Source organism: Paraburkholderia sejongensis (assembly GCF_020880815.1).
Lineage (GTDB): Bacteria > Pseudomonadota > Gammaproteobacteria > Burkholderiales > Burkholderiaceae > Paraburkholderia > Paraburkholderia sejongensis.
Map to the genome: position 1 here is coordinate 192,334 of NZ_JAJITD010000001.1, position 14,266 is coordinate 206,599.

The 14,266-nt window shown below is 64.1% G+C and carries 10 protein-coding genes; 8 read left to right on the forward strand and 2 right to left on the reverse strand.

The window, feature by feature from the left end; all coding sequences use genetic code 11:
* Positions 1-249: 249 nt before the first annotated feature.
* The gene (locus LJ656_RS00755) at positions 250-1,305 is read left to right on the forward strand and encodes an AI-2E family transporter (protein ID WP_230507342.1); all 1,056 of its coding nucleotides are present in this window, start codon (positions 250-252) and stop codon (positions 1,303-1,305) included.
* A 41-nt stretch (positions 1,306-1,346) separates the two neighbouring features.
* Here LJ656_RS00755 and LJ656_RS00760 read toward each other — a convergent pair whose 3' ends face one another.
* A complete protein-coding gene (locus LJ656_RS00760; protein ID WP_230507344.1) occupies positions 1,347-2,096 on the reverse strand; it encodes a TetR/AcrR family transcriptional regulator in 750 nt (249 codons plus the stop codon).
* Positions 2,097-2,425: 329 nt separating this feature from the next.
* On the opposite strand from LJ656_RS00760, the gene LJ656_RS00765 reads away from it, so the two are divergent.
* From LJ656_RS00765 to LJ656_RS00775, 3 genes are read left to right on the forward strand one after another with little or no spacing between them, the layout of a single operon-like run.
* On the forward strand, positions 2,426-3,595 hold the full coding sequence (locus tag LJ656_RS00765) for an efflux RND transporter periplasmic adaptor subunit (RefSeq protein WP_425605898.1): 1,170 nt from the start codon (positions 2,426-2,428) through the stop codon (positions 3,593-3,595).
* Positions 3,592-6,765 carry an efflux RND transporter permease subunit gene (locus LJ656_RS00770; RefSeq protein ID WP_230507346.1) on the forward strand — a complete coding sequence of 1,058 codons (3,174 nt, stop codon included), beginning with the start codon at positions 3,592-3,594 and terminating at the stop codon, positions 6,763-6,765. Before LJ656_RS00765 ends, LJ656_RS00770 begins: the two co-directional genes overlap by 4 nt.
* A gap of 2 nt (positions 6,766-6,767) precedes the next feature.
* Positions 6,768-8,231, forward strand: a complete 1,464-nt coding sequence (locus LJ656_RS00775) for an efflux transporter outer membrane subunit (RefSeq protein ID WP_230507348.1) — start codon at positions 6,768-6,770, stop codon at positions 8,229-8,231.
* A gap of 56 nt (positions 8,232-8,287) precedes the next feature.
* On the opposite strand, the gene LJ656_RS00780 is transcribed toward LJ656_RS00775, so the two are convergent.
* Entirely contained in the window at positions 8,288-9,049 is a 762-nt protein-coding gene (locus LJ656_RS00780; RefSeq protein ID WP_230507350.1) for a TetR/AcrR family transcriptional regulator, read from the reverse strand.
* Between the two features lie 126 nt (positions 9,050-9,175).
* Between LJ656_RS00780 and LJ656_RS00785 the strand changes: the two genes are divergently transcribed.
* From LJ656_RS00785 to LJ656_RS00800, 4 genes are all read left to right on the forward strand, one after another.
* Complete coding sequence (locus LJ656_RS00785) at positions 9,176-10,276, forward strand: VOC family protein (protein WP_230507352.1); 1,101 nt, start codon at positions 9,176-9,178, stop codon at positions 10,274-10,276.
* Between the two features lie 34 nt (positions 10,277-10,310).
* On the forward strand, positions 10,311-11,267 hold the full coding sequence (locus LJ656_RS00790) for a fumarylacetoacetate hydrolase family protein (protein WP_230507354.1): 957 nt from the start codon (positions 10,311-10,313) through the stop codon (positions 11,265-11,267).
* Positions 11,264-13,288 carry an acyl-CoA synthetase gene (locus LJ656_RS00795; protein WP_230507355.1) on the forward strand — a complete coding sequence of 675 codons (2,025 nt, stop codon included), beginning with the start codon at positions 11,264-11,266 and terminating at the stop codon, positions 13,286-13,288. The genes LJ656_RS00790 and LJ656_RS00795 overlap by 4 nt, the downstream gene beginning before the upstream one ends.
* Positions 13,289-13,482: 194 nt before the next feature.
* On the forward strand, positions 13,483-14,220 hold the full coding sequence (locus LJ656_RS00800; RefSeq protein ID WP_230507356.1) for an OmpW/AlkL family protein: 738 nt from the start codon (positions 13,483-13,485) through the stop codon (positions 14,218-14,220).
* Positions 14,221-14,266: the final 46 nt, after the last annotated feature.

Below are 14,266 nucleotides of genomic sequence, written 5' to 3' on the forward strand. Positions count from 1 at the left end.
ACAGTCCAAAAAATTCCGTGCGAACCAAAGATGATTATATTATCATTTATGATTGAAGTATGCATAAATGATGGTGGCGCGGTGTCCTGGTCGTGCATGGGCGAACTGCGCAACAACGAATTGCGCACGGCCGCCCGTTCGCTTACGCACCTATGACCTGGTTGCGCTATCTGGAGTACCGATCCATTGAATGCATCGGTTCGGGTGTCACCCGAGCACCCGTGCAATCGCGCAAGACCCGACTCAACCATGACTGCCTATCATCGCCAATCGTTATTCTGGGGCGCGGTCGCGTTGTCGGCCGGTGTCCTCCTATGGAGCCTGCGCTCCGTGCTCACCCCCTTCCTGCTCGGGGCGATGATCGCGTACGTACTACAGCCGGGCGTGGAATGGCTAGTACGTCTGCGAGCGCCGCGGGGTCTTGCTGCGCTGGTCATGATGTCGCTCTTCGCGACGCTGATGGCGCTGCTGGTTCTGCTGGTATTCGTGGTCATTGAGCTGGAAGGCCCGCAGCTATCCGGACAGATTCCTTCGCTCGCGTCGAAACTCGAAACCGCCGTCAGACCCTCGCTGACTGCCGCCGGGATCGGCTACTGGCCGGACTGGGCGAGCGTGCGCGGCGCGCTTGCCGCGCAGCTGACGACAAGCGGTCACGACGCTATGCTCTCGGCGTTGCGATATCTGCGCACCGGCAGCAGTGCGATGATCGGCCTCGTGGGCGATCTTGTGATGGTGCCGCTGGTTCTGTTTTATTTGCTGTATGACAGACCCGAAGCAATCGCGCGGCTCGAAAGTTTCGTGCCACGGCGCTGGCTCGCACAGACGCGCAATTTCGTTACCGACGTCGACTGCATGATGTCGCAGTACCTGCGGGGGCAACTTCTGGTCGTCGCGGTATTGGCCGTTTTCTACCCCGCCGCGCTAGCTATTGCCGGATTGCGGATCGCGTTGCCGGTTGGGGTTCTGACTGCACTGGCTATCCTCGTTCCATACATTGGATTCGCGATAGCGCTGGCGTTCGCACTTTTGGCCGCGGTTCTGCAATTCGGCGATTGGTACGGCGTAGGAGCGGTCGCGCTTGTGTACGGCGTCGGTCAGATACTCGAAAGCGTCGTTCTCACCCCGCGCCTTGTCGGCGAGCGTATCGGTCTGCATCCGCTCGCGGTCATCTTCTCTTTACTGGCGTTCGGGAAGGTGTTCGGGTTTTTCGGCGTTCTGCTTGCACTGCCGGTCAGCGCCGCCTGTGTGTCGGCGTTGCGGGAACTGCGCAGGCGCTATCTGCGCTCGGCGCTTTATCGGGGTTGAGCGGGCCGGCCCGCGCGGGGCAGAGCGCACGCCACCGGCGCTCATCGAACGCTCGCGTCGCCCGCCGGCATGGGACGCCTGGCGACCTTTTCCGCCTCCACACGTTTGAGGCCTAAAGCCTGCAACACCACCGCCGCGATGTTCTGCGCGAACCTTTCCTGTCGTGATCGAAGGACTTTTCGCGACCGACCGATCGTCTTCGACGACGCCGGGAAATGAAGCTCGACCGCAAGTCCGGCGAGGACGGTGCCAATCACCGACAGCACCGATATCAGCTCGTCCGAAACGACGAAGCGACTTTGCGCAATGCCCCTGCGTGCGTCGCGCAACAGGCGCTGTCCGAGTCTACTGCTCAACGCACGCGCGGACAGTCCCTCGCGGATTAGCAGGTGTCCCCACGCTGGCTCGTAACAGGCGCGCAAAAGCGTGTGACGTACCGACACGGCGACGACTTCCGCCGGGTCGGACAAGCCGCCGACGAGACCATCGAGCGTCTCGACAAATTGCGCGAATAGCCAGTCGACGAGTGCCGTGAGGAGCCCTTCCTTCGAATCGAAGTGGTTGTAGAACGATCCGAATCCAACGTCGGCCGCGTTGGTGATCGCGTTGATCGTGACACCCTCCATGCCCTTTTTCACGATCAGCGCGAACGCCGCGTCGAGTAGACGCACGCGTGTTTCCCGCCTGCGCCGTGCGAGCCGGGGCGACCGTTCTGCGGTGGCCTCGCGGCGTTCGCCCGACCCCCTCACAGCCTGCCGACGACTCGCCCGCGGACTGCGGACATTTGACATGTTGCCTCCCTGGTCACTGTTTGACCCAATTCTAAGTATTAAAGTCATAATTGACAATATCATCAGAAATGGGTTTAATGTCACCCGGGCGCCTGTGCTGGTGGAAATCGGGTACCCATGACGGCCCACGCGGCCGGCGGACTCAGCGATCCGAACTGAAAGGCGCTGATGCACACCGTCCTTGCTTCGGCGACCAGCGCACAGCGGCGCGCATGCATCAGGCCGCGCGCTGATCGCGCGCCGCCGACTCGCGACACTGCCCGCGCAGCTGACACCGCTCAGCACCAAACGAATTTCTGCCTGAACTCTTCAGCTTTCCTGTGAACATCGTGAAACATTCCGGTCCTCACGCGCCGAGACGGGCGCGTTCCCTGTTACGTTCCTGCGCCCGCTCGATGCATCGGGTACCCGTCGTCATTGCGGCGTGCAGCGCCATTGTTCTTTGCGGATGTCACCATCGCGACGCGGCCGTGCCTGAAGCCAGGCCCGTGGTCGCGCTTGCCGTTCATCCGGATGGGCGTATCGCGGGCGACTCGTTGCCGGCGCAGGTTCAGGCGCGCTACTCCACGCCGCTTTCGTTCCGCGTCGGGGGAAAAATCATTGAGCGGCGGGTGCGGATCGGCGACACGGTGAAGGCAGGGCAGGCGGTCGCCCGACTCGATCCCACCGATCTGCAAAGTAACCTTGTCAATGCGCGCGCCCAGCTCGACGCCGCCGAACATCGGCTCGTCTTCGCGAAGCAGCAGCTCGAGCGGGACGAGGCGCAGGCACGCGCCAATCTGATCTCGACCGCGCAGCTGGAACAGACTCAGGACGCTTACGCTTCGGCGCTCGCGCAGCGCACGTCAGCTCTCGCGCAGATGTCGCTCGCGACGGATCAGCTGCGTTATGCGACGCTCACGGCCGACCACGATGGTGTGATCACCTCGGAAGATGCCGACACCGGTCAGAACATTCAGGCCACCCAGGCGGTTTATCGCCTCGACTGGACGGGCGACATCGATATCGCTTGCGACGCTCCCGAAGCAACGGTGAACGCGCTGGCGGCCGGCAGCAGAGCGCACGTCACGCTGCCCGCACTGCCCGGCAAGACGTTCGATGCATCGGTGCGCGAGGTTTCTGCCGCCGCCGATCCGCAAAGCCGCACCTGGCGCGTAAAGCTGACGCTAACTTCGCCGGGCCCCGAGGTGCGTCTGGGCATGAGCGCGAATGTGACGTTTGAGGCCGCCAGCAACGCCGGCGCCGCACAGTCCTACACGCTGCCCGTGACCGCGCTCTTTCACCGCGGCGAGCAGCCGGCGGTATGGGTCGCGCGCACGGGTAGTGACACGCTCGAACTGCGTCCGGTCACGATCGGGCGATATGACGAACGCACGGTGCTGGTCGACTCGGGCCTGCACGATGGAGACCGGGTCGTGCTGCAAGGCGTCCATGCGGTTAGCGCCGGCGAGCATGTTCAGGTGGTTCCTCCTCTGCATCCGGAGGGCTTGCCATCATGAACGCTCGCGACCCTCACGACACCTGCGACGATGCACGCGCGAAAACAGGCGACGGCTCGCACGCCGAAGGAACCGGTTTCAACCTGTCTGCGTGGGCATTGCGGCACCAGCAACTGGTGATCTTCCTGATCGGGCTCGCCACGCTGTTCGGGGTGATCGGTTACACGCACCTCGCGCAATCGGAAGATCCGCCGTTCACGTTTCGCACGATGGTGATCAAGACCTACTGGCCGGGCGCGACGGCCCGCGAAGTGCAGGAGCAGATCACCGACCGCATCGGCCGCCAGCTGCAGGCGGCGCCGTATGTCGACAACATCAAGAGCTACTCGCGGCCCGGCGAGTCGATGATCTTCTTTGCGATGAAGGACTCGGCGCCGGTCAAGGAGGTGCCGCAGACCTGGTACCAGGTGCGCAAGAAGGTGGGCGACATCCAGGCGACGCTTCCGCGGGGAACGGTCGGACCGTTCTTCAACGACGAGTTCGGCGACGTCTATACGAACATCTACGCGCTCGAAGGCGACGGTTTTTCGCCCGCGCAACTGCACGACTATGCGGACAAACTCCGCACGGTGCTGTTGCGGGTGCCCGGTGTCGCGAAGGTCGACTACTTCGGCGATCCGGATCAGCACGTCTTCGTCGAGATTTCGAACGCGCAACTGACGCGGCTCTCGATCACGCCGCAGCAGCTCGCTCAGGCGATCGACGCGCAGAACGCCGTTGCTCCCGTCGGTACGCTCACGACGGCCGACGACCGCGTGTTCGTGCGGCCAAGCGGCGCATTCAAGGACGAGCAGGCGCTCGGCGACGTGTTGATCACGGTGAACAAACGCGCGTTTCGCCTCGGCGACATTGCGACGATCAAGCGCGGCTACGACGATCCGCCGGTCACGCAAATGCGGGTGGGCGGCCAGGCGGTGCTCGGCATCGGCGTGACGATGCAGAAGGGCGGCGACGTAATCGACCTCGGCAAGGCGCTCGACGCGAAGACGGCGCAACTTCAGGCGTCGCTGCCGGCGGGGCTGAAGCTCTCGGCCGTGTCGAGCATGCCGCACGCGGTGAAGCATTCGGTCGATGACTTCGTGGAGGCAGTGGGCGAAGCGGTGGCCATCGTGCTGGTGGTCAGTCTGATATCGCTCGGCCTGCGTACCGGCATGGTCGTCGTGATCACGATCCCGATCGTGCTCGCGGTGACGGCGTTGTGCATGCATCTGTTCGGCATCGGGCTGGATAAGGTATCGCTCGGCACACTCGTGCTCGCGCTGGGGCTGCTGGTCGACGACGCGATCATCGCGGTCGAGATGATGGCGGTAAAGCTCGAACAGGGCTGGAGCCGGATGCGCGCGGCGGCCTTCGCCTATACGAGCACGGCCTTTCCGATGCTGACCGGCACGCTGGTGACGGTCTCCGGCTTTCTGCCGATCGCACTCGCGAAATCGAGCACCGGCGAGTACACCCGTTCGATCTTCGAAGTGTCGGCCATCGCGCTGATCGTTTCGTGGTTCGCGGCGGTCGTGCTGGTGCCGTTACTGGGTTTTCACCTGCTGCCGGAGCACAAGGGAAAGGCGAGCGGTGACCACGGTCACGAACACGACGTGTACAACACGGACTTTTACCGGCGTCTGTCGGGCTGTGTGAGCTGGTGTATCGACCGCCGCTGGGCCGTGCTCGGCATCACCGCCGTGCTGTTCGCCATCGCGATGGCGGCGTTCACGCGCGTGCCGCAGCAGTTCTTCCCGAATTCGGAGCGGCCCGAACTTCTCGTCGACCTGAGGCTGCCGGAGGGCGCGTCGTTCGACGCAACGCTGCGCGAAGCGAAGCGCTTCGAGAAGGTGCTGGATGGCAAACCGCAGATCGAGCATTTCGTCGACTTCGTCGGCACCGGCGCGCCGCGCTTTTACCTGCCGCTCGATCAGCAGCTTCAGCAGCCGAACTTCGCGCAGTTTGTCATTACCGCGAAAGACGTCGAGACCCGCGAAGAGTTGATGCACTGGCTCGACGCGAAACTGCAGAAGGACTTCTCCGGCGCGCGTACACGCGTCGCGCGCCTTGAAAACGGGCCGCCCGTGGGCTTTCCGATCAAGTTCCGCGTGAGCGGCGACGATATCGCCACCGTGCGTTCGATCGCGGATACCGTCGCCGAAAAGACCCGCGCCGATTCGCGCACGCGCAACGTCCAGTTCGACTGGGACGAGCCCGCTGAACGCTCGATCTCGTTCGAAATCGACCAGAACCGCGCGCGGCAACTTGGCGTCACATCCGAGGACGTCTCCAGCTTCCTGACGATGACGCTGTCCGGCTTCACGGTCACGCAGTATCGCGAGCGGGACAAGCTGATCAATGTCGATCTGCGCGCGCCGAAAACCGAGCGCGTCGATCCCGCGAGACTCACGAGTCTCGCCGTGCCGACGCCGAACGGCCCGGTGCCGCTCGGTTCGCTCGGACACGTGCGCAACGCGCTGGAGTACGGCGTGATCTGGGAACGCGACCGCCAGCCGACCATCACGGTGCAGGCGGACGTGCGCGGCGACGCGCAGGGCATCGACGTCACGCGCGACATCGACCGCGCGCTCGCCGACGTGCGCGCGCAGCTGCCGGTCGGTTACCGGATCGACGTCGGGGGCGCGGTCGAGGAGAGCGTGAAAGGCCAGACATCGATCAACGCGGAAATGCCGCTGATGGTCATCGCGGTGCTGTTGCTGCTGATGATCCAGCTGAAGAACTTCGCGCGTACCTTCATCGTCGTGCTGACCGCGCCGCTCGGACTGATCGGCGTAGTGACCGCGCTGCTGCTGTTCGGCAAGCCGTTCGGCTTCGTCGCGCTGCTGGGGGTGATCGCGATGTTCGGCATCATCATGCGCAACTCCGTGATTCTCGTGGACCAGATCGATCAGGACATCGCGGCGGGGCAGCCGCGCTTCGACGCGATCATCGGCGCGACGGTGCGGCGCTTCAGGCCGATCATGCTGACCGCCGCCGCCGCCGTTCTTGCACTGATACCGCTGCTTCGCTCCGGTTTCTTCGGCCCCATGGCGACCGCGCTGATGGGCGGCATCACGGTCGCCACGCTGTTGACGGTGTTCTTTCTGCCGGCGCTCTACGCGGCCTGCTTCAGGGTCCGGCGTGACGAATGCGCGGCGCAACACCTCGTCGCCGAGCACACGGAGGTTTGATCATGAGCTTTACCTATAAAAATCACGTGCTCGCGGTGGCTGCCGCGCTGACTGTCTCGGCGTGCTCGTTCGGGCCGAGCGGCGAAGCACCGGCGATGCCGTCGCCCGAGCATTACGGCGCCAAGGCCCAGCCGTCCAGAACCGTGACGGCCGCGGGCGTCGCACAGACATTCGATGTCGGCGCAACGGCCACGCCCGGATGGTGGCGCCTGTACCGTTCCGACGCACTCGATGCGCTGGTCGACGAGGGCTTGCGCAACAGCCCGAGCCTGGCGGCCACGCAGCGCACGCTCGCGGCCGCGCAGGAGCAACTGCGCGCGCAGGTCGGTGCATCGACGCTGCCGTCGATCGACAGCGCCGTGCAGGTCGAGCGTGCGCGCACGGCGGTCGTGCCGGGGCTGGGACCGGAGCAGGTGCAATACAACTTTTTCGCCGGCCAGATCTTTACGCACTACACATTCGACCTGTTCGGCCAGACGCGTTACACGAATTCGGCAAGCGCCGCGCGCGTACATGTGCAGGAGTTCGAACTGGACGCGTCGCGGCGCGCGCTGGCCGCCAACATCGTCGCGAGTGTGATCAATGTGGCGGCGCTCGACCGGCAGATCGCGCTCACCGAGCGGCTCGCCGACGTGTCGAACGCTGTTGCGACCGACGATGCGCAGCGGTTCTCGCTGGGATCGGCGTCACGCGCGCAGATGCTCGAATCGAAACAGGACGCGGCGTCGATCGCGGCGCTGCTGCCGCCGCTGCGGCAGCAGCGCGCGTGCGCCGTGCATGCGCTGGCGGTGTTGATCGGCCGCACGCCGGATAACGCACCGAACGTGCCGAATCTCGACGCGCTCGCGCTGCCCACGCAGGTCCCCGTTGCGGTGCCGTCGGATCTGTTGCGGTCGCGTCCGGACATTCAGGCGGCGGACGCCGCCGTCAAGGCCGCCGCTGCCGACGTGGGCGCGGCGACCGCGCAGCTTTACCCGAGCCTGTCGCTGACCGCCTCGATGGGGCGCGGCGGCTTCAGCTGGCCGGCCGTGTTTTCGGGCGCGGGCGGCTTGTGGGCGCTCGGCGCGGGACTGTCGCAGCCGATCTTTCATGGCGGCGCGCTGTTCGCACAGCGTCGCGCGTCGATCGATGCCTACGACGCCGCCGTGCTCCACTACAAGTCGACGGTGCTCTCCGCGTTCCAGGATGTCGCCAATTCGCTGGCCGCGCTGGACAACGATGCGCAAACGCTCGCAGCGGCGGATATGGCCGCGGACGCAGCCCGTGTCGCGTTCGACGATGCCGCGTCGCGCCATCGCATGGGCTCGCTGCCGGCGAGCGCAACCCACGCGTCCGAATCGCGCTACCTGAACGCGCAGATCGGCGCGGTGCGCGCCGCGGGTCAGCGCATGAGCGATACGGCGGCGTTGTTCCAGGCGATGGGGGAACTGCCTGCGGGCCGGCAGAGCACAGCATCGACGCAATGACGGTGCGCGGATGAAGAGCGTGCGCTATGACAGACTGATCGCACGCGGCCTCGCCGTCAGTCTTGCGCGAGCGGCTCTTCCGCCACGGGCAGCGGACGCGTGGCGACTTTTTCCGCTTCCGCGCGCTTGAGCCCGAGTGTCTGCAGCAGCATGGCCGCCGTGCGCTCCGGCAGGTGTTCGCCGTTGAAGCCGAGTTCCGCAAGCAAACCTGTTGCGGCTGCGCCCGGCACGACGTAGTTCAGTTCGGCCGCGATCGCGGACAGTACCGTGCCGCCGACTGCGAGAAATCCAATCAAAGGGTCGGCGACGGCAAATCGCTTGGCCTCGATACCGTTGCCGAGGTCGCGCAGCAGCCGATGGCCTAACCCACGGCTCAACGTGCTTGCCGAGAAGCCTTCGCGGATCAGGAATCGTCCCCACACCGGGTCCTGCCGGGCCCGCAGAATGGTGTGACGAACCGACACCGCGACGACCTCTGCCGGATCCGCAATGCCGGCCGCGATGCGGTCGAGCCTGTCCGCGAATTCCTCGAACACATTGTCGACGAGCGTCGAATAAATCGCCTCCTTCGACTCGAAGTGATTGTAGAACGAGCCGAAGCCGACATCGGCGGCCTCGGTGATTTCGTTGATCGCGACGCCTTCCATGCCTTTCTCTGCCATGAGCCTTAGCGCGGCATCGAGCAGTCGCGCGCGCGTTTCCCGTTTGCGGCGCGCACCGCGCGGCTCGCGTTCTTCGACAACGGGGGCCGGCGAGGGCGTCGCGCGGGGCGTGCGGGGCGTGCGTTTTGGGGTCCGGCGATTGGTCGTGGTCGTCATGATCGATTCAATTGTGGTCTTTTCCGCAGTATAGATTCGAACCTCTATGTTGACAAAACTATCAGCGATGAGTTTAATGTCACTAACGGCGCCCGGCGCCGGTCTGACAATAGCCATGGAGCGACGATGGAGACGACCACCGAAAACGATGCGGCACCGGAACTGACGACCGGGCAGCCGGCGCGTCACCCCCATCCGACGGCGAAAGCGACGGCTTTGGCCTATCTGATCTTCGATCGGCCCGATCTTCAGATAGCCGAGCGTTTTCTGACCGACTTCGGACTGCAAACGGTTTCGCGTGACGATGGTTTATTACTGCTGCGCGGCACGGGCGCTGCGGACTTTTGCTACGTCGTGCGCAACGCGCCGAAAGCGCGGTTCGTGGGCTTCGGCCTGCAGGTCGGCAGTCGCGACGAGCTCGACGCGCTGCAACAGCTGCCGGGCGCGGCGCGGCTCGAACGTTCGGCACTGCCGGGCGGCGGCTACGTGGTGACGCTGACCGATCCTTCGGGGTTTCGTGTCGATGCGCTGTGGGGCCAGTCGCCGGCAGAGAGCCTGCCTCACAGGTCGCCGTTGCCGTTCAACTCGATTGACGCGACGGTCCGCGTCAACGGCACCCAGCGACCGCCGGGCCATGCACCCGAGGTCGTTCGCCTCGGGCACGTGGTGCTCGAACTCGCCGACTATCAGACGACCTGCGCGTGGTACACGCGGCACTTCGGCTTCATTCCGAGCGACGTGCAGGTGCTGCCCGACGGCTCTCCCGCCGTCGCCTTCATGCGCGTCGATCTCGGCGGCGAGCCCGCCGACCACCACACGCTCGCGCTGGCCCAGGGATTTGTCGCGAAGTACAGCCATAGCGCTTACGAGCTCGTCGACGCGGACGCGGTGGGCATGGGACAGCGTGTTCTGCGCGACAGCGGCTGGACCCACGCGTGGGGAATCGGCCGCCATGTGCTCGGCAGCCAGATCTTCGACTACTGGCAGGACCCGTGGGGCGACAAGCACGAACACTACTGCGACGGCGATCTGTTCACTGCCGACGCGCCGACGGGCATCCACGCCGTGAGCCGCGACGCGATGGCGCAATGGGGACCGACGATGCCGCGCAGCTTCACCAAGCCGAAATTGACGCCGGTGAGCATCGCCGCACTGGTTCGCAATCTGCGCCGCAGCCCCGACCTGACGCTCGCGAAGCTAAGGACGCTCGCCAGAATTTTCGCCTGACGCAACACCTGTTCATCGAACCCGGAGACTAGAAATGGCTGTTCACGTTCTGCATTACCTGCATGATGGTCGCGCCCAGTGGGGCGTCGTTGCCGATGGCGCGATCACGCCGATACCCGGCGAGTTCGGGTCGACCGCCGAATTCATCGAGGCGAACCCGGTCGAGCGGCTGGTATTGCTCGACGGCCCGACCATTGCCGAGTCGCAGGTGCAATGGCTGTCGCCGGTGACGGCAAACCAGCAGTTCATCTGCCAGGGAGCGAACTATCGCCAGCATATGATCGAGTCCGGCATGGACCCGGACGCGAAGAAGTTCAACATGATCTTCACGAAGGCGACGAGCTGCATCGTTGCGGCCGACTCCGCGCTCGTGAAGCCGAAAGAGGTGCGGTTCCTCGACTACGAAATCGAACTCGGTCTCGTCCTCAAACGGGACATCACCTCGCGCGTCACGGTGACAGGCGAGAACCTCCACGAGTTCGTCGCGGGCGCCGTGATCGTCAACGATTACTCGGCGCGCGACATCCAGATTCCGCAGATGCAGTTCTACAAGGGCAAGAGTTATCGGACGTTCGGCCCGGTCGGGCCGTACCTGTGTCTGCTGCAACGAGAGGACATCGCGAGGCTGGGCGAGCTCGTGCTGACGCTGACAGTCAATGGAAGCGTCCGGCAGAACGACACCACGGCGGGGCTCGTCTACGGTCCCGCGGAAACGCTGACCGAGCTCTCCGGCGTTCAGGATCTGCACGCCGGCGACCTGCTCGCGACCGGCACGCCGTCCGGTTGCGCATTGATCATTCCGACGCCCGACAAGCAGCGCGCCGCCGCCCAGTTGCCCGAAGCGGAAAAGTGGCGCCTGTTCCTGAATCTGCAGGCCGAACGGACCCAGTATCTGCAGGTTGGCGACGTCGTCGAGGCGAGCATCGTCAGCCACGACCGCTCGATCAATCTGGGCGTGCAGCGTAACCGCGTGGTCGCAGAGGCACAATGAAAGGCGTCGCGAACATCGAGGACGTCCGTGCTATCGAAGCGCGCGGACAACACGCGGATCTGCCGGCGAACACCTACGAGATGATCCGCCGAGGCGCGGCCATCAATCCATCCGCGCCGGCGCTATCGTTCTTCGCGACAGTCGACGACTACTACGCGAATGCCGAGTGCTGGACCTATACCGAGCTGCTGCGCGACATCACCCGCACCGCCAATATGTTTTCGCGGCTCGGTGTACAGCGCGGTTCGGTCGTCGCGTACGTGCTGCCGAATCTGCCCGAAACCCATTTTGTGATCTGGGGTGCGCAGGCGGTCGGGATTGTTTGCGCAATCAATCCGCTGCTCGAAGCGGCGGCGATCGGCGAACTGCTCAACGCGTCGGGCGCGACCGTGCTCGTTACGCTCGCGCCGTTTCCGGGCACTGACCTCTGGCAGAAGGTCGGTTCGATCCTCGACGAGGTTGCGTCGCTCAAGCACGTCGTGCTCGTCGATCTCGCCGATCACGTGACGGGCGAACGGCGCTCGACAGCCCTGCGGCGTCAACGCGGCGAATGCCCGGGGCCGCTCGATGGTGGGCGCGTGCCGGGCGACATGCCCGCGCGGATCGTCGTGCACGACTTCAACGCGGCAATCGCGTACGAATCGAGCACCGCGCTCACCGCCGGGTATCAGATGAGTGCCGACGACCTGTCGTCGTATTTTTGCACCGGCGGCACGACCGGTTTGCCGAAAATCGCGATGCGCCGGCACGGCAACGAGGTGGCCAATGCATGGAGCGCGGGCCAGTTCTTCGGCGACAGCGTGGGACCCGGCAAGACGATGTTTTGCGGCTTACCGCTTTTTCACGTCAATGCGGCGATGGTAACGGGATTGCTGCCGTTCTCGCGTGGCGCTCATGTCGTGCTCGGTACGCCGCAAGGGTATCGAGCCGAGCGGGTTGTCGCGCGTTTCTGGCAGATCGTCGAACGTTATCGGGTGAATTTTTTCAGCGGTGTGCCGACGCTTTACGGGTCGCTGCTGGAGGTGCCGATCGGTGGCTGCGACGTCAGCTCGCTCGAATATGCGCTGTGCGGCGCCGCGCCGATGCCTGCGCAACTTCTGCGTGCATTTCAGGCTCGCACTGGCATCAGGATTCTCGAAGGGTACGGGCTCACGGAAGGCACCTGCATCAGCACCGCCAACCCCCCGCTGGGCGAACGGCGCGCTGGTTCGATCGGCCTGCCTCTGCCCGGTCAGGCGATGAAGGCGGTGATCGTCGACGAAACCGGGCGGTACCTGCGTGACTGCCATGTGGATGAGCCCGGACAGCTGGTGATTTCCGGTCCCAATGTATTCAGCGGTTATGCGAGGCCGGAACAAAACCGCGGAATCTGGCTGGACCTGGGCGATGGCCGCCGCTGGCTCAATACCGGAGACATCGGCCGTTGCGACGCCGACGGGTACTTCTGGCTCACCGGCCGCAAGAAGGAACTGATCATTCGTGGCGGCCACAACATCGATCCAGCGGCAATCGAAGAGCCGCTGCATCGTCATCCCGCTGTCCGACTGGCTGCCGCCATCGGCCGGCCGGATGTGCATGCGGGCGAGTTACCCGTCGTGTATGTCGAGATGAAGGCCGGCATGCGCACGACTGAAGCGGAACTGTCCGAGTTTCTGCGGCGCGAGATTCACGAACGTGCGGCGCTGCCCAAGGCAATCCGGATCGTCGATGCGATGCCGTTGACGGGCGTCGGCAAGATTTTCAAGCCAGCGCTGAGGTGGCGCGAAATGGCGGATGCGTTGCAGTCGGCCCTTGCTGAAGCCGGAGTCAACGGAGCAGGGGTTAGCGTCATGGAAGACGCCTCTCGCGGCGTGTCGGCTCACGTCGACCTTCCCAGTGCTCAGTTCGAACGAGTGGCGCGCGCGACGCTCGGGCGCTTCCCGTTTGCCTTTTCGCTGTCTGCTCCGCCAAACCCGCCACGCAAAGGTGGGAGCGCCGCAGCGATCGATACGGCAAATGGCCGGCAAGTGAAATCAGATTAGCGGGATATTCAGTCGTCAGAAAGACGGCGTGAAAACGCGCGTTTCACTCAGTACGACTATGTAATGGGTTGTCCGGAGTTTGTTGGGGCAATCGAAAGACATGAATTCAGACAAGTGGCGATCCCCGGCACCGGTGAGATCGGCCGTAACTTGCGGGCGAAAAAATTATTCAGCGACGAGACAGGAGGAGACACGTGAATTACAGGAGAAGAGTTCGCTCCGGCGGTTTGGCGGTTTGCATTTTCTGCGCCGCGCTTGCTGATACTGCACATGCTCAAACGGCTGGAAGCTTTACGGTGGCCACAGGGTGGCTTCATGTCGCGCCCCAGAGCAGCGCAACGCCGCTCACCGTGGAAAGCGTCGGTGGTGTCACGGTGAATCAGCAATTAGCCGGTAGCGGGGCGCACGCAACGTCCACGGATACGGTGGGAATTACCACCGAGTACTACGTCACCGATCACATAGGCGTTGCCACACTCATTGGGCTTCCACTGACCGTGAATCTAGTCGGAGACGGAACACTCGCGAAATATGGCACGCTCGGTTCGACGCGACCGATGCCGCCCGCTCTCGTCCTTCGATACCATCTGCTCGCCGCCCAGTCGAAATTCCGTCCTTTCCTCGGATTGGGCGTGAACTATACCTGGTTCACTCAGGTTCGCACGACTAACAGTACGTTCGTCACTGACAGTCTCGGTCCAGGCGGCTCCGCGCATGCATCCCTTAGTTCATCCTGGAATCCGGTCTTCCAGATCGGCGCAAATTACGCGATCACAAACCACTGGTCCGTGGGAGCCAGTGTCGATTACGTTCCCGTCAAGACTCATCTCACGCTGGACGGGACCACGGCTAATGGGACGCCAATCGTTTCACGAGCGACGATCCGCCTGAACCCCGTCAATGTTTTCCTGAACATCGCGTACACGTTCTAGTACGCACGGGCAGCGCGCGAGTGGCTATCACGCATGCCTTCATCAC